Source organism: Neobacillus mesonae (assembly GCF_001636315.1).
GTDB lineage: Bacteria > Bacillota > Bacilli > Bacillales > Cytobacillaceae > Neobacillus > Neobacillus mesonae.
In genome coordinates this window covers 3,515,021-3,537,525 of sequence record NZ_KV440949.1, presented here as the reverse complement: position 1 = coordinate 3,537,525, position 22,505 = coordinate 3,515,021, and the positions used below count along the sequence as shown (strand labels likewise).

General features: G+C 40.0%; 18 protein-coding genes. 4 read left to right on the top strand and 14 right to left on the bottom strand.

What is annotated here, in order from left to right:
- Positions 1-25: 25 nt before the first annotated feature.
- The 5 genes from A6749_RS16465 to A6749_RS16440 all read right to left on the bottom strand — a co-directional run bounded on the left by A6749_RS16465 (position 26) and on the right by A6749_RS16440 (position 6,120).
- Positions 26-1,726 carry an amidohydrolase gene (locus A6749_RS16465; RefSeq protein WP_236719685.1) on the bottom strand — a complete coding sequence of 567 codons (1,701 nt, stop codon included), beginning with the start codon at positions 1,724-1,726 and terminating at the stop codon, positions 26-28.
- An 861-nt stretch (positions 1,727-2,587) separates the two neighbouring features.
- The gene (locus A6749_RS16455; RefSeq protein ID WP_066391921.1) at positions 2,588-3,754 is read right to left on the bottom strand and encodes an IS256 family transposase; all 1,167 of its coding nucleotides are present in this window, start codon (positions 3,752-3,754) and stop codon (positions 2,588-2,590) included.
- 367 nt (positions 3,755-4,121) lie between these two features.
- The gene (locus tag A6749_RS16450) at positions 4,122-4,568 is read right to left on the bottom strand and encodes a YaiI/YqxD family protein (RefSeq protein WP_066391912.1); all 447 of its coding nucleotides are present in this window, start codon (positions 4,566-4,568) and stop codon (positions 4,122-4,124) included.
- 477 nt (positions 4,569-5,045) lie between these two features.
- Positions 5,046-5,375 (bottom strand): four-helix bundle copper-binding protein, encoded by a 330-nt coding sequence (locus A6749_RS16445; protein WP_066391899.1) that lies wholly within the window; start codon positions 5,373-5,375, stop codon positions 5,046-5,048.
- 211 nt (positions 5,376-5,586) lie between these two features.
- Positions 5,587-6,120 carry a phosphatase PAP2 family protein gene (locus tag A6749_RS16440; RefSeq protein WP_066391892.1) on the bottom strand — a complete coding sequence of 178 codons (534 nt, stop codon included), beginning with the start codon at positions 6,118-6,120 and terminating at the stop codon, positions 5,587-5,589.
- 289 nt (positions 6,121-6,409) lie between these two features.
- Here A6749_RS16440 and A6749_RS16435 point away from each other — a divergent pair, with 289 nt between their 5' ends.
- A complete protein-coding gene (locus A6749_RS16435; RefSeq protein ID WP_066391890.1) occupies positions 6,410-7,552 on the top strand; it encodes a glycosyltransferase family 4 protein in 1,143 nt (380 codons plus the stop codon).
- A gap of 93 nt (positions 7,553-7,645) precedes the next feature.
- Here the strand turns inward: A6749_RS16435 and A6749_RS16430 are convergent, their stop codons facing one another.
- The gene (locus A6749_RS16430) at positions 7,646-8,500 is read right to left on the bottom strand and encodes an MBL fold metallo-hydrolase (protein WP_066391881.1); all 855 of its coding nucleotides are present in this window, start codon (positions 8,498-8,500) and stop codon (positions 7,646-7,648) included.
- A gap of 70 nt (positions 8,501-8,570) precedes the next feature.
- A complete protein-coding gene (locus tag A6749_RS16425) occupies positions 8,571-9,449 on the bottom strand; it encodes a VOC family protein (protein WP_066391869.1) in 879 nt (292 codons plus the stop codon).
- Positions 9,450-10,069: 620 nt separating this feature from the next.
- On the opposite strand from A6749_RS16425, the gene A6749_RS16420 reads away from it, so the two are divergent.
- The gene (locus A6749_RS16420) at positions 10,070-10,252 is read left to right on the top strand and encodes a YolD-like family protein (RefSeq protein ID WP_066391861.1); all 183 of its coding nucleotides are present in this window, start codon (positions 10,070-10,072) and stop codon (positions 10,250-10,252) included.
- 180 nt (positions 10,253-10,432) lie between these two features.
- On the opposite strand, the gene hprK is transcribed toward A6749_RS16420, so the two are convergent.
- On the bottom strand, positions 10,433-11,365 hold the full coding sequence (hprK, locus tag A6749_RS16415; RefSeq protein ID WP_066391852.1) for an HPr(Ser) kinase/phosphatase: 933 nt from the start codon (positions 11,363-11,365) through the stop codon (positions 10,433-10,435).
- A gap of 287 nt (positions 11,366-11,652) precedes the next feature.
- On the opposite strand from hprK, the gene A6749_RS16410 reads away from it, so the two are divergent.
- Entirely contained in the window at positions 11,653-13,098 is a 1,446-nt protein-coding gene (locus tag A6749_RS16410; RefSeq protein ID WP_066391843.1) for a L,D-transpeptidase family protein, read from the top strand.
- A 134-nt stretch (positions 13,099-13,232) separates the two neighbouring features.
- On the opposite strand, the gene A6749_RS28745 is transcribed toward A6749_RS16410, so the two are convergent.
- On the bottom strand, positions 13,233-13,769 hold the full coding sequence (locus tag A6749_RS28745; RefSeq protein WP_174842908.1) for a CueP family metal-binding protein: 537 nt from the start codon (positions 13,767-13,769) through the stop codon (positions 13,233-13,235).
- 191 nt (positions 13,770-13,960) lie between these two features.
- Complete coding sequence (locus tag A6749_RS16395) at positions 13,961-14,749, bottom strand: nucleotidyltransferase domain-containing protein (RefSeq protein WP_066391830.1); 789 nt, start codon at positions 14,747-14,749, stop codon at positions 13,961-13,963.
- Positions 14,750-14,943: 194 nt separating this feature from the next.
- Between A6749_RS16395 and A6749_RS16390 the strand changes: the two genes are divergently transcribed.
- The gene (locus A6749_RS16390; protein WP_236719684.1) at positions 14,944-15,924 is read left to right on the top strand and encodes a DMT family transporter; all 981 of its coding nucleotides are present in this window, start codon (positions 14,944-14,946) and stop codon (positions 15,922-15,924) included.
- Positions 15,925-16,680: 756 nt separating this feature from the next.
- On the opposite strand, the gene A6749_RS16385 is transcribed toward A6749_RS16390, so the two are convergent.
- The 4 genes from A6749_RS16385 to A6749_RS16370 all read right to left on the bottom strand — a co-directional run bounded on the left by A6749_RS16385 (position 16,681) and on the right by A6749_RS16370 (position 22,440).
- Complete coding sequence (locus tag A6749_RS16385; RefSeq protein ID WP_066391828.1) at positions 16,681-17,940, bottom strand: nickel pincer cofactor-dependent isomerase, group 22; 1,260 nt, start codon at positions 17,938-17,940, stop codon at positions 16,681-16,683.
- A 138-nt stretch (positions 17,941-18,078) separates the two neighbouring features.
- A complete protein-coding gene (gene pdxA, locus A6749_RS16380; protein ID WP_066391825.1) occupies positions 18,079-19,077 on the bottom strand; it encodes a 4-hydroxythreonine-4-phosphate dehydrogenase PdxA in 999 nt (332 codons plus the stop codon).
- 44 nt (positions 19,078-19,121) lie between these two features.
- On the bottom strand, positions 19,122-20,426 hold the full coding sequence (locus A6749_RS16375) for a four-carbon acid sugar kinase family protein (RefSeq protein WP_066391824.1): 1,305 nt from the start codon (positions 20,424-20,426) through the stop codon (positions 19,122-19,124).
- Between the two features lie 247 nt (positions 20,427-20,673).
- Positions 20,674-22,440 (bottom strand): sigma-54-dependent Fis family transcriptional regulator, encoded by a 1,767-nt coding sequence (locus A6749_RS16370; protein ID WP_066391822.1) that lies wholly within the window; start codon positions 22,438-22,440, stop codon positions 20,674-20,676.
- Positions 22,441-22,505 lie beyond the last annotated feature (65 nt).

Sequence of the window (22,505 nt, the reverse complement as noted above, 5' to 3'; positions counted from 1 at the left end):
TGCAGTCAACAGTCTTTGTTTGAAGCTATTTTTGATATACCACTTCTCCACCTAATACTGTAGAGAGTACTTGAATGTCTTTCAATTCGTCTTCTGGACATCTCATTAGATCTCTATCAACTACTATAAAGTCAGCTAATTTTCCGGCCTCCAACGAGCCTTTGATTTTCTCTTCAAAACTTCCTTCTGCCGCCCAGCTTGTAAAGGCTTTAAGAGCTTCCTCTCTGGTCATACTCTCTTCTGGATACCAGCCTCCGACAGGATTCCCTTCACGGTCCATACGTGTAACAGCAGCATATAAGCCATGAAATGGATTGACTAACTCAACTGGAGCATCTGAACCACCAATAATATGTGATCCAGCATCAATAACCTTTCGCCATGCGTAGGAATATTTAATTCTTTCCGGTCCAACTCGATCCTCTGCCATATTTTTATCTGAGGTTGCATGGACTGGCTGCATAGAAGGAATGGCGCCAAGCGCTGCTATACGTTGTATTTCACTTGCGTTAGCAACTTGGAAATGTTCGATTCTCCAGCGGTGATCCTTCAGCGGCTCTTCCTTCAATACTCTCTCGTACGTTTTAAGAACCTGTTCAATTGCACCATCCCCAATCGCATGGGTAGCCACCTGCCAGCCATATTTACGTGCTTCCTTAACAAGTCTATATAACTCTTCGTCTGTAAATCTATAATTCCCTTTATGTCCTGGTCGATCACTATAATCCTCCAAAAGTGCCGCACTTCGGGAACCTAGAGAACCATCACCTACAAGTTTAAGGGACCTAACTGTTAAACGGTCACCGAATAAACCGATTTCGGGGCCGTGTTTGTAATAGTGTTCAAGGCTTTCACCTGTTGCTCCACCTTCGCCATTGGCTACCATTACATTTAATCGAACTTTTAAATCTCCTTGCTTATATAAGTTTTTCATGTCATTTATATAACTTAGATGTGTACCTGCATCTGTTGCACTTGTAATCCCGTTTTTAAATAGTTCTTGCTGAGCTTTTAATAACCCTTCCTCTATACGTTCCGTACTGTAAGGTGGAATCTTTGATGTAACTGGTGTACCAGCAGTATCAATCAAAACGCCGGTTGGTTCACCATTTGTATCTCGTATGATTTCACCACCTTGAGGGTCGAGTGTTTCTTTCGATATTCCACCAATTGCTAATGCTTTCGAGTTTACCCAAATAGAGTGTGCATCGACTCTGGTGAGCACGACGGGATTATCAGGTGCAACAGCGTCAAGCTCTTCTTTGGTTGGAAATTTCTTATCCGCCCAAAGCTCATGGTTCCAGCCAAATCCTAAAATCCACTCCCCTGGCTTTAATCGATTAGCTTCTTCTTTCACCAAATTCAAGATCTCTTCCTTTGGTTTATTAAAGCCGTCAATTTTAAGTAAATTTATGCCTATTCTAGGAAAATGCAAATGGCCATCATTTAATCCTGGAATGACAGTTTTTCCTTTCAAATCAATTACCTTCGTGCTTGGACCTATGTATTTCTTGGCCTGCCCTTTATTCCCTACATAGACAAGTTTTTGCCCTTTAATTGCCATCGCTTTTGCTTTGGAGAACTTTTTATCAACTGTATAAATATTGCCATTTATATATACAGTATCAGCCTGTTCTGCCTTTTCCTTCGAATTTGAAGCAAATGTAGTACCCGACAACATGCTTAAAACTAAAACCACGGTAAACAAAATACTAAGTCTTTTCAATTCCCTTCCCCTCCATCTCAATTATTCAGCTGCCTTACTAATAACTTTTTTTATCATAGCTTGTAATATATGGAGAAGTCAATTATTATTACGAATATTTAAAATATTCAACTTAATTTTAAGGTAAATCCAAAAAGACAGAGTATTGGCGGGAGAAGAATTACTCTAATTGCTTACAATGAAGTATTGGCAACAAAACCATTAGAAAAAAACATAAGTGGTTCCAATGCGGCTATTGGCGACAATACTCTAGAAAATTACAACCAAAGTGTTTCTAATGGCGGCTATTGCCGACAATACTCTAGAAAATTACAACCAATGTGTTTCCAACGGCGGCTATTGCCGACAATACTCTAGAAAATTACAACCAATGTGTTTCCAATGACGGCTATTGGCGACACAACTCTAGAAAATTACAACCAAAGTGTTTCTAATGGCGGCTATTGCCGACAATACTCTAGAAAATTACAACTAATGTGTTTCCAACGGCGGCTATTGCCGACAATACTCTAGAAAATTACAACCAAAGTGTTTCCAATGACGGCTATTGGCGACACAACTCTAGAAAATTACAACCAAAGTGTTTCCAATGGCGGCTATTGGTGACAATACTCTAGAAAATTACAACCAAAGTGTTTCCAATGGAGTCAAGTCCTGATTTTTGTGTAAAATCAAAGGCAATTGTTTTCAACTTATTTCCTTTATATTCTCTATCCATACCCTTTCATTTTTTTTGACGAAACTTCCATGGTTTTTCTTCTACATATCCGGGAAGGGCTGTCAAAGGCTTTTCACTTTGACAGCCCTTCCCGGATATGTGATCATCCCATGATGGAAGTGGAGTCGAAAAATAAAGCAAAATTAGTTATTAAGTAATGTCTTCCTCATGGAGTAGGCCTCCTGATATTGCATTAGAACGGCACCTACCAGTCGAAAGGCAGATTGGGTATTAGGAAAGATACGGATTACTTTTTCCCTTCTGCGTACTTCCTGGTTTAAGCGTTCGAGTGAATTTGTACTACGAATGTGGGGGTGCAGTTTCTCAGGGAAGTTCAGGTATTGAACCGCGTCTTCAAAGCCTACATCTAAAGTTTCCAGGGCTTTGGCGTATTTGGATTCATCAACAAACTGGTTCATTAATTCATTCTTGAATCTGCGAATATCCTCCATCGTAACAGCTTCAAAGACACGTTTGATCATCATACGTATTTCTCCCGAGTCCTTTTTGGGCAGCTTTTCTATAATATTGCGTTTAAAATGTACCGTGCATCTTTGCCATGTAGTACCGATAAAATCACGCTGTATCGCCTTTTGAAGCCCTTGATGGGCATCTGAGATGACCAGTTTGGGAGATTGAAGTCCACGAGACTTAAGGGATTGGAAGAAACGGCTCCAGCTCTCGAAATCTTCCGCATGATCCACACTAAGTCCAAGGATTTCCCGCCTATTCTTCTCAGTAATGGCAGTAGCGATGTACACGGCTTTTGAGACAACCCGGTTGTGTTCCCGGACCTTTATATACATGGCATCCGCAAAAACATAAGGATAATACATGACATTTAAAGGTCGCTTGGACCATTCGTTAATAATGGGGTCAAGCTTTTGGGTAAGCGACGATACAAACGACTTTGAGATATTTTCCCCACAGAGCTGCTCGACAATGTGAGTGACCCTCCGGGTCGAAACGCCGTTAATAACCATTTCAAGCATGGAGAGAACTAGAGCTTGATCACAACGCTCATACTTTTCAAAGACCGAAGTAGAAAATTCGCCATTTCGGGTCCTGGGTACCTTCAGCTTTAACTTGCCAATACCTAGAATCAATTCACGTTCATAGTATCCGTTTCGGTAGTCCCGACGCTCCGCAGATCGTTCATAGGCAGCCACCTGTAAATAATCGTCCCTTTCTTTTTCCATAAATTCATTAAGAACTAAGACAAGCGCTGATTTAATCACCATATCTAGGTTAGAATTGATGACGGATTCTTTTAAAAGGTCCATATCTAGGTTAAACTGTAAGTGAGTCATTTTTATTCCTCTTTTCATTGTTTATCGTGGTTGAAAACAGTGTTGCCAAGAGTGAATAAAATGACTCTTTCTTTTTACACAATTATATGGACTTTATCTCCAATGGCGGCTATTGGCGACACAACTCTAGAAAATTACAACCTAAGTGTTTCCAATGGCTTCTACTTACGCGAATTTACCATTTTTCATCCCGCTCGGGTAACTAGATGCCTTCTACTTGCGCGTAAGTACCATTTTTTATCTCGTTCGGGTAACTAGATGACATCCTCATTAACTTGTGTTATTACTGCTATTGATAATTAAAACTGTCTTGAAAAATATAATCAATCCAGCAGAAATATTAAATATTATACTTTTAACATTAGCATTATGTGGATCGAGAAATTGCTTCTTTAAAAAGCTGTCTAAATTGCTCTCGATCTTCCTGCGTAAAAGGCTTTGGTCCCTTCGTCCGCTTGCCGCTTTTTCTGGCCATTGCACTTAAATAACGCGTTTGTAATAATTGGTCTATGTTTTCATTTGTATAGGTAAATCCTTTATGGTGAAGCACTAAACATCCTTTTGCCAATCCTAGCGATGCCAGTCCGTAATCATGGGTCACAATCATATCATCTGACGCTGCTAACTTCATGATCCGGTAATCCGCAGCATCTGCTCCTGAATCCACGTAAATAGTCTCCACCCCTGGAGGCTGATTCGCATTCGAAAAATGAGAAAAACTCGTCACCAAAATGACCGGGATTTCCACACTTACGGCTTCAGAAATAATAATATCTTTTACTGGACAAGCATCTGCATCTACATAAATTTTCATCTTTTTCTCCTGTAAATAAGTCTAAATTTATAAACAAAAATTGTGATCCAACCATTTTTGGGACACATGTTTATACTCCAATATTTCTAGTTTAAAACCACGATTACCTAACTTCCTATTTATCACTATTATAAGTTGGAGATATCCTTACCTTCACTAAGTCCTCCACCTAATTCACCTTTTACAATTTGTAAAGGAGTAAATGGGATAATAAACATCCTAATAAGATCATATATTGCTTAACCATAAAATTCACCTTATATTTACATTCACCTCCTATTTTTTCCAACTTATTTTTCCTTTATTAACTTTAATTGCCTAAAGTACATAAGAAAAAGACTGCTGAAGCAACCAACAGTCTTACTTTGAAACTATTTTCGATATACAACTTCTCCACCTAATATTGTAGAAAGATCACAGCAGGGCTTGCTTTAATTTGTAGGGTGCTGCCTGTATTAAATCTTGTTAATTCTAAAATTAGGCCGTTAGCTTTTGGCAAGCTTCTGCACATTTAAAGCATGCTTCCGCACATTTTTTACAATGATCATGTTCATGTTTTTGGCACTCGTTTCCGCATCTTTCACAAATGGTTGCACATACTTGGCTTAATTCAGAAATAAATGGCGTTCCTCTGACAATCGCCTGTTCCAAATAAGCACAAATATCGGCACATTCTCTATCTAGGCGAATACATTCCGCCATCATGTTCATATTTTCCTCTTTTAAGCAAGCATCGTAACAGTGGTTACATGCTGCCATACATTCATGCAGTTCTTCAATAATTGATTGATATTGTTCGTGTGACATGAAATAATTAACCTCCTTAAAATGTTTTACATTACTTTTAATAACCTAACATTTTTGAGGTCAAACATTTATTTCGTTGGTTAAGGCAAAAGATCCATAAAATGAGGACTAGCTTAAAAAAGCACACCCGCTGATTGATCACTGGGTGTGCTTTTTTGTTATGAAATGGGTGATAGTTGGTACCTGACACCAACCATCACCCACGTTCCATTCAAACAAATAATAAAAAGTAGCTTAGACATCCGGCACCTGTACCTAGGAGGGCACCAGCTATGACGTCCGATGGATAGTGCAGGCCAAGGTAGATTCTTGATATTCCTACACTTAGTCCAATCAGGATGAGGAGGTAGGAGATCTGATGTACGGCAAAGATATACGGTGTTAAAATGGAAAAGATGGCGGTTGTGTGACCCGATGGAAAAGAATGATCCTTTAATGGATTTTTCGGAATCATTGTTTTTTCTAGGGTTAAATACGGCCTTTTCCTAGGGAACAGCATTTTCACAATTTGAACCGGTATATGACTTGAAGCTAAAGCAAGGGCACTCGCAATCGCCAGCAGCCTTTGTTCCTTGGACCATGCTAAAAGATAAAGAATGACGGCGGCTGAAATAGTAAATCCTGCACCGCCTAAATGTGTAACTGTACGGAAAAATAAATTCAGCCACACTCGCTCAAAGTGGCGGTTGATCTTCTGAAAGATGCGGCACTCAAAACCATAAAGTACATGGATAATTCTTGTCATAGTCGGCTCCCCTTTTCATGGTAACTGAAACCCTATATTCCTTTTATAACATAAAAACAAACTAATTTTTTAAATAATACAGTAACTTTACAAACATTTTAGAAATTCTTAAAGGAATTAACTTCAAGCCCCTATTACCTCATACAGATTCTTTACAAATGTTTAACAGCAACTTTAGAAGATACTCAGGTGTCATCTAATAGAATAAAGAGGAAAAGACGTTTAGAAGATTTTAATTGGCATCTCATTTAAAAAAATGGAATTTTAATCTGATGTGGAGGATAAAATGATGAAAATTGCTATTTTCACGGATACCTTTTACCCGGATATCAACGGAGTGGCGAGAACGCTTAAACACTTTACCAATTATCTAGAGAAACAAAACATCTCCTATAAAGTCTTTGCACCGAATTCTGATTCAAACGAATACATCTCGACCAATATCCGCCGCTTTAAAAGCTGGTCCTTTTTCTTATATCCCGAGTGCCGACTTGCTTTACCAAACATTCTTCGTATGAAAGCAGAATTAGAGGCCTTCTCTCCCGATATCATCCACGTTGCGACTCCCTTTAACATGGGACTTTGCGGCATCTATCTTTCGAAAAAGTTATCAATCCCGCTTGTTGGCTCCTATCACACAGATTTTGATTATTACTTACAATTCTATGACCTACAATTCCTTTCAAGCATTCTATGGAAATACATGAAATGGTTTCATAAGCCTTTTAAAAAAAATTTTGTTCCTTCTCACGAAACATTAACGCAGCTCACCCGCCATGGATTTGCTAATTTAGAAATTTGGCCGCACGGAGTAGATTGCGAGCTTTTTCACCCTTATTACGATCAAGAATCAGTTCGCGAGAAAAGAAGCATAACCAAGAAGTACCTTCTAACCTTTGTGGGCAGGCTGGCTCCAGAAAAAGATGTCGAAACTCTTATGTCAGTGGCAAACGCGCTGCCAGCTGAGGTCAGTAAGCAAGTTCAATGGTTAATCGTTGGGGACGGTCCTCTTAGGGACGAAATGCAGGCTCAATCTTCTGCCAATATGATTTTTACAGGATACATAACCGGAACAGAATTAGCAGAAATTTATTCCGCATCTGACGTATTTGTTTTTCCATCACCTACCGAAACCTTTGGAAATGTAGTTATTGAAGCTTTAGCAAGTGGAACTCCCGCCATTACGGCAAATTCCGGAGGCGTTAAAAATATCATCAAACATGGGGAAACTGGTTTTTTATGCGAAACAGGAAATGCAGCAGAGTTTAAAGACGCCATCATCAAATTAATAAACAATGACAGCCTGAGAAAACAAATCGGAAGGGAAGCTCGAGATTATGCCCTCACACAAAACTGGGATACGATATTCGACCATTTACTTTGGCAGTATCAAGCTGTTCTAGAGGGCACAACCATACAAAAATTCGCTTGATCTCTGAGAGAGGTCGTGGATTTCCAAAGTGGGAAATGGTCTGCCTAAAAAGTCAGGGCACCCTATAGATTATATAGCGGTGCCCCGATTATTTTATCCTTTATATCCATTCACAAAGTCGTCGATTGTTATAATCTCGTCTTCTGTAAGTTCCCTATTAACATATTTCTTATATTCATCAATTATTTCCTGTTTATTACCGCTATAAGTATCTGTATATTTTGCAATGGTTCTAAGCATAGCAGCTTCCTGATTAAATTCTTCTTTGGAAATCGCCCTCTGATGCGAAAGGATGTATGTTTCTGCATCAAATGCTTCTAATTTATCTAACAGCAAAAGTGTCTCATTGATTGTATAGTTTTCTTTTTCAGAAAAAATATCAGGATAAATGCAGTCTCCTAAAAATAGAATCTTTTCTTCTTGAATATAAACCACCACAGAGTCAGCAGCGTGATTCCCTCCTACGTGCTGTAGGATACAGGTTATCCCTCCAAGGTCTATTTCCACTTGTTTTTCAAAGGTTAAATCAGGCAAGACAATCTTAATATCTCTGTGATCTATGTATTCATTCTTAATCGCCTTCGCACAAAATTCAATCTCTGTTCCTTCTTTAACTCTTGCATCTATTGCTTCATCTGACCATGAAAGAGGTATTAGTTTCTCCATTTCCTTTCTGGTTTTGTCGGAAGAAATAGATACTGTCTCCCTTAAAGCTGCAAGTCCAAAAATATGATCCCAGTGCCAATGAGTCAGGACAACGATATCAGGATTAGGAACCTGCCTTTTTGAAAGCTCCTCTAGAAAATAATGGGCATGTTTTTCTGAATTGCCGGCATCAATCATTAATGTCTTCCGATCACCAACAACCATTCCAAGAATCGGCCTATCCGTCTCCGAAATTGGAGTTATATACCAAAACCGCTGGCCAATCTTCTTAATTGAATGCATGAATAAATCCTCCTTAACTAGAAACCAATCTTACCGTTTTAATATCAGCAGTTTATGATCACCCACTTTTTCATTTTTTTAATCGTGCCTTTTCCAAAGTTTCTAAATCAATTTTCTTCATCTTGTAGAGCGCCTCCATTACTCGTAGGTTTTCCTCTCTCGATCCTTTATACATGATCTCGTTCATGTTATCAGGAACAATCTGCCATGAAAGCCCGAACTGGTCCTTTACCCAGCCGCATTGTTCTGATTCAGGGACAGCTGAAAGCTGATCCCAAAAGTAATCAATCTCCTTTTGATCTTTACAGTTTACAATTAGGGAAAATGCTTCATTGAAATTGAAATCTACGTCATATCCATTGTCCATTGCTGAAAAGTGCATTCCGCAAAGTTTAAAAGCAGCATAATTTATTTTTGCCTTTGCTGATACTGCTTCTCCTTCTCCATAATAGCTGATGTATCCTATTTCTGAATCCTCAAATATATTTGTGTAAAAGTCAATGGCTTCTTCAGCTTTTCCACAAGCATCACTTGAGAATAAAAAGTTTGGTTTAATTTTTTGGGCAGTTTGGTCTGTGAGCATCAGCTGCCACGACAAACCAAATCGATCCTGCACCCATCCATACCATTTACTGAAGGGGTATTCCCCCAATGGCATTAATTCAGTACCGCCTTCAACTAAAGCTTTCCATTTGATATTCACTTCTTCTACAGACTCACAAGCTACCATCAAGGAAATGGATGGATTAAATTTAAAGTATGGACCTGCACTTATTGCCATGAATTCCAGCCCAGCTAATTCAAAACTGACCAATTCCGAATCCCCAGAAGGAGTATTTTCAATGACTGTTTCATTTAATAGTTTAGAGTTCTCAAATAAACTGATATAAAACAAAGCGGCTTCTTTTGCTTCTTTGTCATACCATAAATGCGGTACTATTTTTTGCATAAAAACCTCCTCATTAAACCTATTCTTTATATTAATATACTCATGCATTCAAAAAAATCCAATCATTGACCTAGATAGTAACTAGACGGCTTCTAACTAATCTCTGGCTGCAAAAAAATCATTCAGACAGCAACTAAACGGTTTCTAACTGATCTCAATCCGCAAAAAAACATTCAGACAGTAACAGACGGCTTCTACCTGATCTCTGACTGCAAAATAATCATTCAGACAGCAACTAGACTGCTTCTAACTGATCTCTGGCTGCAAAATAATCATTCAGACAGCAACTAGACTGCTTCTAACTGATCTCTGATTGCAAAATAATCATTCAGACAATAACTAGACGGATTCTAACTGATCTCTGGCTGCAAAATAATCATTCAGACAGCAACTAGACGGATTCTAACTAATCTCTGGCTGCAAAAAAATCATTCAGACAGCAACTAGACGGATTCTAACTGATCTCTGGCTGCAAAAAAATCATTCAGACAGCAACTAGACCCCCTTTAACGAGTGTCTACTCAATTACACCTTTCCTTAACATCTACTTCATAATTCCTTAATATGTATAGTTTACAATAGCATTGTGTAAATCATTTAGCATAAAGGAAGGGATATTGATGTTTTTAAAAAAGCTGGCTATGAGTAAACCTGTTACCATTGTTTATGATAAAAATGGCATGATACAAACCTTTAAAGGGCGTGTTTATTCCCTTAATTTGCGCGACCAAATCCTATCACTGATCGATAAACAACAACAGATCTTTTCTATCAGTTTATCCAGTATTAGAGAAGTTTACTAACAATCTAATACTGGTCTTTTTATGTAATAGAGCCCCTATCTCCCCTCATCATTTACACCCGCACATCACTTGATTTTACCGCCTTTTCCGATAATAGCCCATTACCAATATTTCATCAGTCTTTTGAACAAAAAATGGTGCCTGACACCAAATTAGATCGGGTGTCAGGCACCATTTTTTTTATTGATTGCTTGAACCCGAAATATCCGCTTCAATCCGGCTCATAAACTCTTCTGCTGCGCTGTATCCTTGTTGGCGTAGATACCAGTTATTGGCTGCCGCTTCGATTAGGCCGGCGACATCTCGGCCGGGCTGGAGCTGGATTTCGAGAGATGGGACTTTTACACCCATATATTCTATATATTGAGGTTTCTGGTCCAATTCATTGTTCAAATCGTCCTTCTGCCATTTCGTCAAATGAATATCAAGCGCAATTCGGGATTCATCCTGAAATGCCCTGCGGCCGTAAATGCGGACAACATTCAACAGTCCAATGCTGCGAAGGGCCAGGAATTCCTTAGTTTTCTCATCATGAGTTCCAAGAATCGTCTGCGGGCTCAGCTTCTTCAGTACAACAATATCATCGGCAACCAGCCGGTGTCCACGGCGGATTAATGTGTGCGCCGTCTCGCTTTTTCCTACTCCCGAATTACCGCGAAGTAAGATTCCAATGCCAGACACATTTACACAAACACCATGCACCGCTATTTCCGGTGCTAATTCCTTCATTAAATACGCATCCAATCTTGTGATAAAATCTGAAGTTGTCTCAGGCTGTTTGGTCATTAACAGAGGAATCCCCTGTTCATTGCAATGGTGTGTTAAATAGGTAAGGTCTTCACCGGCTGTTAGAATGAAACATGGCGGGTGATATTGGACAATATTTCCTATTCGTATTTTCCGTTCCTCTTCACTTATTTTATTTAAATAGGTAATTTCCTTTTTTCCTAAAATTTGAACTCGCTCTGTCGGAAAAAAATCAAAATGACCAACAAATTCTAAGCCCGGACGATGGACCCGTGATTGCGTTATCACTTTCTGTAGTTGGTTTTCACCAGCTACAACTTTCAATGAAAACCGCCGAACTAAGTTTTCAACTGTTATTTTTTTCACTTATTCTCACCGTCCTAATTGCCTTTTTTATTTGAATTATACTGAACATTTTATAAATAGTCACCCATTTTTAGGACTCCAGGTTAATATCCTTTTTTATCTTTCTAAATTTACGTATTTAAACTATTAAATTTCATTTTTATTAAATTTGTTACAAAATTATTGTAAAATCTAGTAAAATGATAGTGATATATTACGAATAATAAGGTAAACTAGTGAATAGTTTTGGTACAAAAACACTAGGTTAATGTTTCTGGAATTTTTACCTAGGCAGGGGGAAATTTTTTATGAAAAACGCAGAAAAAGAAACAGTTGAAGAATTTGACATAAATCAGCGGAGAAGCTCAAAAAAGCGATCCAAAAATGGGAAGTTTATTACTGCTGGTGTTATCATTCTAGCACTTCTCATTGGCGGTGTAGAGTATTATCAGGCATCCCGATTCAATTCCAAGATTACCATTAATGACACAAACGTAGGCGGCTTGACTGCTGACCAGGCGATAAAAAAATTAAAAACGTCCGAATTAAAAAACCGAGTGTATGTCGGTGACCAGCTTATTCTAGATGAAGAAGATACGCAAATGGGATTTTCGGATAAAGATTTACCTGAAGTGAAGAAATTACTCAAAAACCAGTGGTCATTTTTTCCTTCATTTAAAGCAAAAAATTACTGGCTGATCCCTGAAGAGGCGGACCAATATCGCAGCCAAACAATGAAAAAGCTTGTCGAGAAAAAGCTCTTATCGATGAATAAAGATCTTAAAGCGCCCGTAGATGCTAAGGCGAAGCTGAAGAAGGGCGAAATTATTATCACTAAAAGCGAGAACGGGGAACAGTATGATGTCGCGAGCCTGATGAAAGATTACGAAAAGCAGGAATATAAAAGCGACATCCATCTGAAAGCTGTATATTTACAGCCGATTAAAGAAGACAGTTCGATTGTCAAAAAGGAAAAAGAGAAGCTGCAAGAACTGCTGCAGCAGACGATTGAATATAAGGTTCAGAATAAAGTTTACTCATTAAAAGCCAATGAATTAATTCAAAATGCCTCGGTTTCCAAGAAAATGGAGGTTACCGTTGACCCTAGCGGGATTAAGGAAAAAATTGCTGAAATTAATGATGCTCAGTCAACCTTAGATAAAAATTTCACCTTTAAAACCCATTCCGGAAGAGTCATTTCTGTTAAAGGTCAGGGCTACGGCTGGGCAATAGATGTGGATAAAGAAGCAACGCTGCTTCAAGGCGCTTTTGAAAACGGGGAAAAATCGGTTTCCGCTTCTAATATTTACGGCCATGGCTGGAGTAATGAGGGCATCGGGTACAAAACAACTTCCAATAATGGCATTGGCAACACCTATGCGGAAGTGTCCATTTCCGAACAGCGGATTTGGATTTACAAAAATGGTAAGTTAGCCCTTACAACGAATGTAGTAACCGGCAAACATATTACCGGAGAAGACACATCAAGGGGTGTCTGGTATATCCTTTATAAGCGTCAGCAGTACACACTTAGAGGCTCCGCTGTAGGTAAGGGCGATTACGCCGTCAAGGTAAATTACTGGGCCCCATTCACCAACAGCGGCCAAGGATTCCATGACGCCAGCTGGAGGACCAACTGGTCAAGCAGCGCCTACCTAACAGCAGGCTCAGGCGGCTGCGTCAACACACCATCCAACGTCATGAGTTTGGTATACAACACCCTCAGCACCTACGACCCGGTTGTCATTTATTAATGATCCACGGGGACGGTTCTCTTGCTTCATTCAGCTCTTTGATAAGAGCTTCGAGGAGGCGGGTGAGCCGTTTTTTTTACTCAAAAAAAGGCAAGAGGATGGTCCCCTTGCCTTTTTCTACTATTTCTCTTGAATTACATCAATTGCATGGTGGTAATGCACGTTGGGTCATCTTTAAAAGTAGAGATGTCTGACTCGGCTTTTTTTCCATCATACTCAATCTTGACTTGATATGATTTGTCTCGCGGCAGCCATAAATCGATAAAGCCGTTAGACGGAGCTTTGACCTTTTCATCCCGAATGACATTGCCTTCCTTGTCTTCGATGTATAATTTAAACTCTTTATTTGCTAATTCTCCTTGACAACCTGTCAAGCTATGGTTCGTTCAAGGATGGGTTTCCTCGATAAAAGGGGCAATCGATACAAAAAATTCATTATTTGGCAGGTCATACGAAGTTTCACTGCCATTGCTGGCCGTCACAACGAGCTGATGGGACGTAATCGATGCATTTTGCGCTTTTTTATTTCCAGCACTGTAGTCCTGTACTAATTCTTTAACGTTGCTTGTTTCCTTGTCCGCTGCAGGCTTGCTCTCTTCCTTGCTTGTACCGCCGCAAGCAGCCAGCACAACCACAGTAAATAAAGCTGCCAAAACAAGTCTTAACTTCATCTAACCACACTCCCTTCTTGTCCTTTTTACACCATTGTACCTTTTTTCCTCCTTGCAAGCCACAATCACTGCCGTTGTCACAATATCTACTTATTTGATGAGACATGGGGTCGGTTCTTGCAGGGACATGGGGTCGGTTCTTGTGTCCCTTCTTTTTTTCACATTTGAAGCACAAGAACCGTCCCCCTGCTTCACAAACTCCAAACCTCTTCAAGGGTTTCCCTAAATAGTTCATCAAGCCTTGGTGTAAAGTTTGGGTTCGATATTTTTAGGGTTTTTGTGAATTCTTGAAGCCGGATGATTTCTTTATTTAGGAAGTTGTTTAGGACATCGATGCGCGGTTCTAATTCCAGTTCATCACCAGCCATTTTTCTTTTTAATAAGGTTTCAATTTCTTCCTTCAATTCTCCCTCCTGTACCATTTCCTCTACCAAGGATGGAAATTCTAATGGCGGGAATTCATTGAACCTTTCGATCCACTGGGCTGCCAGTACAGGTCTTAACACGTAAAAATATTTCTTGATCTTCACCTGATCGCCTTGTAAATATTCTCGAAAATTATTAGCGGCCATGTTTAGGTAGTGATATAGACATGAATGCGGGGCAAAAATCGAGCTGCTGAGCTCCCTCATTTTTTCGATGGTGGAAAAGGCCTGATAATAGACAATCCCTGAACAAATCCACTCCATTAAAGGTGGATTCGATTTCCGAAATAACCGTAATGCTTTGGTCAGTTCCCAACCGGTAACATCCAGCAAATCGTTTATTGGCAGCTCAATTACATCCCGCTTTTTTCCGATACCTATTGGGTCGATGGTTAAATAATCCTCTTGTTGATGAACATAAATAAACCGGACATCATAATCACTATCCTTAGAAGGAAAACCCCAAGCCCTGCTGCCGGATTCACAAGCATACAAAATTTTAACGTTAAAATCTTCCTCAATTTTCTTCAGCGTATTTAAGATCGTCTCTTTCAATTGGACTCCCTCCGTTCTGTAGAATGATAACTACTATTATATCCCATTTATGAACATTCCCTCTAATAGGGAAGCATGGGGACGGAACTAGTGCATCATCTTTTTCATTTTTGAGGCAGAAGAACCGTCCCTATCCATCATCATCGTGTATAATGGTTTGTTAGAGCTATTATAGGGATTTGGGGTTGGATATTTTGGATAATAGAGCTGCTTTTGTGCATTTTTTCACAGGTAGGTTTTGGGTTATTTTGATTGCTGTTTTTTGCTCTGTGTTATGGGGAAGTGCGTTTCCTGTTTTGAAGCTTAGTTATGAGGAGCTTGGCATGGCGGGGGATGATTTAACAGCTAAGATTGTTTTTGCTGGCATGCGTTTCATGATGTCGGCATTATTGCTGCTTTTGATCGTATTCTTCGTTGACCGAAAAGCACTTAAAGTCCGCTGGCAGCAATGGCCTGCCATTATAAGTTTAGGGCTTTTATCAACGAGTTTGTCATATTTCTTCTTTTATAATGGATTAGCTCATACATCGGGAATGAAAGCGGCGATTCTCAATTCGAGCGGAGTGTTTTTCGTTGTTTTTCTAGCGCATTTTGTTTACTCAAATGATCGCCTGGATGGTCGGAAAATCTTTGGTCTCATTACAGGCTTTGGGGGAATTGTGCTGGCAAACTGGGGACAGGATGCCTCACTGTCTTTCTCCTTTATGGGTGAAGGCTTTATGCTGCTTTCGGGGTTAGCTGGTGCTTTCGGGACCTTTTTGTCTAAAAAACTGTCGCGTGACATTCACCCGTTTGCATTGACCGGCTGGCAAATGTTTGTCGGTTCACTGCTGATGCTTTTGGTCGGGACACCAAACCTCAAGCCTAACGCCATGACGTTCACACCCACGGCATGGGCGCTGCTTCTATACGCAGTCTTTTTATCTGCGGCAGCCTTTGCTTTGTGGACCTCGTTGCTAAAGTACAATAAGGCCGGCGAAGTTTCGCTTTATAAGTTTGTTGTACCTGTTGCTGGAACCATTTTATCAGCTATATTTCTTCCTGGGGAACATTTATCACTTAATACCGTCGGTGCACTTATCCTCGTCGCCGCGGGAATCACAGCGGTCAATATGAAGGGAAAGAAAACACTCTTTTTTATAAAACGGCAGGCTGATCAGCAAGTGTATAAGTAACGCAAATTTATTGCTTTTTCTATATTGAAAAAAGTGGATTATATGATTATATCGGCGAATTTTTTGTATTTATCGCCGAATCAAGACCTTTTATCGGCGATATTTTGATTTTATTGGCGAAAAGAGCAAATTTATCGGCGAATCTAAAAACAATTCCCTTTACAAAAAAAGAAACAAAGCTTGGGCTTCTCTCCCAAGCTTTGTTTTTACCTTGAATCAATCTGCTGCGGACTTTTTCGGGTAGTGGCCCCCTGCTCTATTGACCTAAACCCAGCCCCCGTTCCAATAGGCTTTATTGGAAACACTTTAGTAGTTCTTGCAAAGAGAAATGTCGCCAATAGGCTCTTTTGGAAACACTTTAGTAGTTCTTGCAAAGAGAAATGTCGCCAATAGGCTTTATTGGAAACACTTTAGTAGTTCTTGCAAAGAGAAATGTCGCCAATAGGCTTTATTGGAAACACTTTAGTAGTTCTTGCAAAGAGAAATGTCGCCAATAGGCTCTATTGGAAACACTTTTGTTATTTTTGCTAAGGGAAATGTCGCCAATAGGCTCTATTGGAAACACTTTTGTTATTTTTGCTAAGGGAAATGTCGCCAATAGGCTCTATTGGAAACACTTTTGTTATTTTTGCTAAGAGAAATGTCGCCAATAGGCTCTATTGGAAACACTTTTGTTGTTTTTACTAAGAGAAATGTCGCCAATAGGCTCCAAAACCCACTTATTCGTCTAATTTTAGGTAATGCACCACCAATGCATCACTCATGCTTCATCGGCAAGAAGTAACCATCTTCCCCGAATTTCATTTCTTGCAGGTCCTCTAGTACTTCGATGTTTTCTTTATCCATAAGTTCGTTAAATATAACTTCCGAAACGTATAGGTCTCCGATGTGGAGGGTGTTTGGGATTCTAACGATTCTTGCTTCTTCCGGTGCGACGCCCCAAGTGGCACGTAAAGCTGCTTTTAGTGCCTCTTGATCGTTATCAAGGACGATTGGAATCTTGGCCCGGTCTAAGAACGTACTTGTCACGACATTCTCATTCATCGCTTTAAAATCAATTTTTTCAAACAGGCGCTGGGTTGTAAGGTCAGCAAGACCTATTCCGAGCGCATTGCCGTGGGAGGCTTCGCTTAAATTCGATGCGATGACATATTTAATATCCGGGTTTCCTGGTTCTTCTACTCCCAATACCCGGATACGGCCGATAATATTTGTATCCATACCGGTACCGCTGTAATTTTTACCGATTTCATCAACCACTAAAATATCAATCTTGTCTACTGGCAGGCTTGGCATCATCTTAAAAGCTTCAGCCAGCAACTCTTTTTCACGTTCCTCAATCCGGTCATTCTCGATCGCTTCAATGATCGCCGTTTCTTCATGCGCGTTCTCAACAATGGCGATTCCGAATAATGTATTTGGCTGCTTAAATACAACCTTACCCACATCAGGCATCATATCGCGGATTCCCTTAATGCCGTATGTGTGCAGGGCGAGTGCCTGCTTATGCTTCCCAATTCCAATTGATGCCATTTTCAGTAAACCGCTCTCAATTTCTTTTTTAAAATCAGTATGTGGTTTAACGCGGCCCATGATGATGATTCCATCGGCATTGTGGGCATGCTTGTCAAGATACACCGGAATGCCGTCTGACGTTTGGCCAATTTCGACTACATCCATTGAAGAACGGATTTCACAGCCTGTCGATTCCTCTGTCACTCCTAATCCTTCCAACACTTCGATTTGACCTTCTGCTGTAGCACCCCCGTGGCTTCCCATTGCCGGAATGATAAACGGGGTGGCGCCTCGTTTTTTGATTTCATCAGCGACACTTCTGACGATTAAAGGAATATTGGCAATCCCGCGGCTGCCAACAGTAATCGCAATTTCCATACCTGATTTAATTTTTTCATCGGCGTTAATTTGCTGAAATTGTTCCGTCATGACAGCAGGAATATTTTCAATACTTTCGGCAGGGAATTGTTGTCTTATTTTTGCAAGCTTCGGAAAAGACATTTTGAAACACTCCTTTTGTTTTCACCATTAATTATGTATAACCTTGTTTTACTAGCAGGCTCCAAATCAACACATAAAAAGGCAGCAAGAGGTCTCTCAAAGTCCCTCTTGCTTTCCCTTATCTTTATTTAGTTTGAACTATTTTTCAGGAGCTAATTCAATCGCCATGCGAATGGCTTCTTTTAATGAAAGCTCGTCGGCAATATTTTTACCTGCAATGTCAAAAGCGGTGCCGTGGTCCACGCTTGTCCGAATGGTTGGAAGACCAACCGTTATGTTTACGCCGGCTTCTAGTCCCAATACTTTAATCGGTCCGTGCCCTTGGTCATGATACTGGGCTACAACAATGTCAAAGTCGCCGCGCTTTGCTCTGAAAAATAATGTATCTGCCGGAAGCGGCCCTTGCACATTAATTCCTTCAGCCTGTGCCTTTTGAACAGCCGGAATAATTTTTTCTTCTTCTTCCCCATGACCGAACAGACCGTTTTCACCAGCATGCGGGTTGATTCCGCAAACAGCAATCCTTGGTGACTTAATTCCTGCTTTTTGTAATGTTTCATGGGCAAGCTTGATCACCGTATATTGACGGTCAGCGTTAATTTTGTTAATCGCATCAAGCAGTCCGATATGAGTAGTCACATGGATGACACGTAAACCAGGGGCTGATAACATCATCGCAAAATCTTTTGTGTTCGTTAATTCAGCCAGGATCTCAGTGTGTCCAGGATACATATGGCCCGCTTTATGAAGAGCTTCTTTATTTAATGGAGCTGTACAAATCGCTTGAATACGCCCCTCATTTGCGTAGGAAATTGACTTTTCCAAATAGCGGAAAGCAGCATTTCCAGCTTCAGGAGATACTTGTCCCCATGGTAAATCCTCTGACACTAAATCTAGGTCGACGATATCGATTGTTCCATATTCATACTTTGCTTCTTCTGGATTCGAAATGCTGTTTAACTGCAGGTCGATATTGGTTACTCCTAAAGCTCGCTTAAGAATTTTAAGGTCGCCGACAACAAATGGACGGCAATTTTCATAAATGTTTTGATCATTTAAAGATTTAACAATAATTTCAGGTCCGACACCTGATGGGTCACCCATTGTAATAGCGATAATTGGTTTATTGGCAGCCATCATCTATTCCTCCGATTTCACTTCTATTTTTTATAAAGCCCTTTTTAAGATAGGCCATTTACTCCAGTAATGGTTTCCAGCGCTTTCACAAATGCCTGATCGGTTCCAAATGCACCCGCTTTTGTCACCAGCGGCATCCCGTCGTATAAACCGCCGAATAGCTTTCCATACGGTATACCCGCTTCCACTTCGCCGATCACACGAATGCCTTCCCCGTTCAACACCTTGCATGTAGCAGCAGCAATATCTCCGCCTGTTAAAACAGCACCGGAAATACGGTTGCATTCGATTAACCGGCCAGCAATTTCTCCCATCGCTTCAGCAATCGTGGTGCCTACTTGCAAATTCGATAACCCGAGTGAGTGCTGTAGTTCTTTGACTCTATTAATCGTTTCCTCCCCTCGATCGGTCGAAACGACTAAATCATTTTGTCGAAGCAGGACTTGGCCAGCTTTTACCACTCGTTCAATTTCAAGCTTCCGTCTGTCTTCAAAAAAGAATTCTTCAGGAGAAATCACAATTTCTTCAACATGATTTTTCACTTTCAGCTCTTGAATTTGTTGATGTGTGGTCGATTTGACACTCCCGGCGACAAGCAGTACCGGATGTCTTTCCCCATCCTGACCAGGGTGGAACTGCATTTTATCAGTACTTGTGCCATAAAGGTGGGAAGCAATCCCCGCAGAACCGACCCACAGAACTTTCTCCTTTAAAGCTTTTGCTGCTTGGACAATGGTCTCCAGTTCCTCATCCGATGTGGCATCGATAATGATAATTTTCGAAATTTCCCCTGAAGACAGTTCAGTCATTTTTTCAGATAAATGGCTGATTCCTTGTCTCACATCAGACATTGAAATTAAGTCTATTTTTCGCTTGCTTTGATTCTGCAATAATTTTGGTAAGTAACTCTCTTTGACAGGGCAGGCGGGATCATTTGCCATTTCCGTTGCGGCTAATAGCACACCATTAACATAATGGCTGCCGTTCAGTGTCACCCGTTTGCTTTTCGGAAAAGCCGGGACAACAAATGAAGTCTTAATCTGAAAGACATCCATTACCGCATCAATTTCTGGGCCAATGTTTCCTCGCATAGTGGAGTCGACTTTTTTAAACACATTGGAAACGCCTAAATGGTTTAATTGTGCTGCCATTTGAAATACGGCCTCATAAGCCTTTTTAGCAATTAAAGCACGGCTGTCCGAATTTAATACAATGACATCCTCACTTAAGTGCGACTGCTGCAATTGCGTATCAGAAAACAGCACAGTTGTTTTTAAACCTTGTTTGGCAAATTGGACACCTGTGTCATTTGCGCCTGTTAAATCATCTGCTATAACTGCTAGTTTCACCTAACTCCCGACCCCCTTTATACATATAATAGTTTGTATTGTTCGTTTCCTTTTCATTCGGACTACAGCACCTATTGAGCTTTGTATGTTTCTAAAACGTATTAATGAATTTAAATCCTAAAAACGATTACAGAAATAATAATAAAACAAAATGTTGCATTAAGCAATAATTATCAACGCCATATTTCCAATATAATTATGCTGTTGTTTTTTGCAACCTATTTAAAAAATAAAAAAACGCAAGCTGTTATTTTAGCTTGCGCCACAATGTGGAACGGTTAATTCCTAACCGTTTTGCTGCTTTCGATTGATTCATTCCTTCTTCTTCCAACACTTTGATAATCACTTGTTTTTCAATTTCCTCTAATGTACCGCTTAAATCGATAGGTGTTAATGGATCAGCAGGCTTCTCTTGCTGTTTTAATTGCTTAAGGGCGGCTTCCACTTCGTTCTTTTCAATATAGTAGGAAGAGGCTTCTAAAAATAATTGTTCAATGATTTGTCTCAGTTGTTGTACATTACCAGGCCAATCATAGTTCTTCAGTTCCTCTAATGCATCCTGGCGAATACCCACCACTTTGTTTCCATACTTTGGATGAAATTCTGAAATAAACACATGCACTAAATCTTCAATATCACTTCTACGTTCCCGCAATGGCGGAATTTGAATTTTCAACTCCGCTAATGCAGCATACAGCACGCTATCAAATGAACCGCCTTTCATCTTCTCCTCGATGTTATCCTCAGAAGACGCCAGCCATTGCAGTTTTTCAGCTTCATTCTGCGTAAGTATCTGGGATAATTCTTTTTGCATCGAAGGACTTAGTTGATCGATATGTTTCAGATAAACTACACCATTGGCATATCTTTCAAAAAAAGCCTCATTTAATAGATTTTTCAGCTGTTCTTCACTTATTACATCACAATGCAGTGTGATAAAGGATTCTTTCATTTTTTTTCTTTTTAAATAAATAGTATGGACAGCTAATTCCTTGCCAATTCCTTCTTCGCCGGAAATCCAAACCGAAGCTTCACTTTTACTATATTGATCAATTTGCTTAAGCACCTTTTGAATTTGCTCGCTTTTTCCCGAAAAAGGAGTAAATGAAACGGATGTATGAAATTCAATTGCATTTGCATTACCGTTTTGTGCCATCACCTGGTCAGGAACATTTTTGTCAAAATACATAATAATACTGTCTTCTTTCAGACATGTGGTGATCTTCCAAAAAACATGATTCATGTGAAGTGTGATCGTTTGCTTCTCACGGGTCAATGCCGTTTCGTGGATTATCTTTTTTAAATCCGGTGAACTTTCGATTTTCATCCACTGAAACTCCTGATTAAACCGCTCGTTGGCATAAACCATGGTTTCCTCTTTATTGAAAACAGCGATTGCCTGTTCATTTCCATCAAGAATAGCTTGAAAAATAGAAACATCCTGCTGCAGACGGGAGAATAAGTGATAGGACCTTCTTGCTTCTTCCAGGGCATCAAGAATCGCTTCTTTTCCAGACGTAATCAAAACACCTGTCAATCCCAGCTGTCTGGCACTTTGAACAGTCACGACATCACCGATGATGACCTCATAGCCAAGATTTTTTAAATTCGCGAGTGTTTCTGTCACTTCACTATCTTTGGTGATTGTTAATGTCTTTATATCTAAATCAAGAAGCTCACAAATCGTTGCCGCCCCTTGGGTAATATTGCTAAATCCAACGATGGCCGCTTTCCTTGAAAATCCTTTTACTAGTGTTAAAATACGTAATACATCATAGCCGGACACTTGAATGTCAATCACCGGAATCGAAACCGCCTCCTGAATCATCGAAGCTGTTCCCCCACGGCTGATGATGACATGATAGCCGTGTTGTTCCGCATCCTTTGCAATCGCGACCCCTTCATATAAATTACCTAATTCGATATGTAATTGAATATCTTCTACTTCTTGCTGGATCTCTTTCATTAATTCCAACAGCCCCTCATAAGGGACAATGACCAACGCTTTCATCATTATTTCTTTTCACCTTCTGGCTAAACGGTTATTTATGTTGGCAGTTGTGCATTTTGCAACACCTT

Bases quoted from the DNA above. Each gene is read 5' to 3' on its own strand.
- A6749_RS16425 (WP_066391869.1), bottom strand. From the start codon at position 9,449: ATGCAAAAAATAGTACCGCATTTATGGTATGACAAAGAAGCAAAAGAA.
- A6749_RS16420 (WP_066391861.1), top strand. From the start codon at position 10,070: ATGTTTTTAAAAAAGCTGGCTATGAGTAAACCTGTTACCATTGTTTAT.
- A6749_RS16370 (WP_066391822.1), bottom strand. From the start codon at position 22,440: ATGATGAAAGCGTTGGTCATTGTCCCTTATGAGGGGCTGTTGGAATTA.
- A6749_RS16455 (WP_066391921.1), bottom strand. From the start codon at position 3,754: ATGACTCACTTACAGTTTAACCTAGATATGGACCTTTTAAAAGAATCC.
- A6749_RS16385 (WP_066391828.1), bottom strand. From the start codon at position 17,940: ATGTCTTTTCCGAAGCTTGCAAAAATAAGACAACAATTCCCTGCCGAA.
- pdxA (WP_066391825.1), bottom strand. From the start codon at position 19,077: ATGGCTGCCAATAAACCAATTATCGCTATTACAATGGGTGACCCATCA.
- A6749_RS16430 (WP_066391881.1), bottom strand. From the start codon at position 8,500: ATGCATTCAATTAAGAAGATTGGCCAGCGGTTTTGGTATATAACTCCA.
- A6749_RS16450 (WP_066391912.1), bottom strand. From the start codon at position 4,568: ATGAAAATTTATGTAGATGCAGATGCTTGTCCAGTAAAAGATATTATT.
- A6749_RS16440 (WP_066391892.1), bottom strand. From the start codon at position 6,120: ATGACAAGAATTATCCATGTACTTTATGGTTTTGAGTGCCGCATCTTT.
- A6749_RS16410 (WP_066391843.1), top strand. From the start codon at position 11,653: ATGAAAAACGCAGAAAAAGAAACAGTTGAAGAATTTGACATAAATCAG.
- A6749_RS16435 (WP_066391890.1), top strand. From the start codon at position 6,410: ATGAAAATTGCTATTTTCACGGATACCTTTTACCCGGATATCAACGGA.
- A6749_RS16445 (WP_066391899.1), bottom strand. From the start codon at position 5,375: ATGTCACACGAACAATATCAATCAATTATTGAAGAACTGCATGAATGT.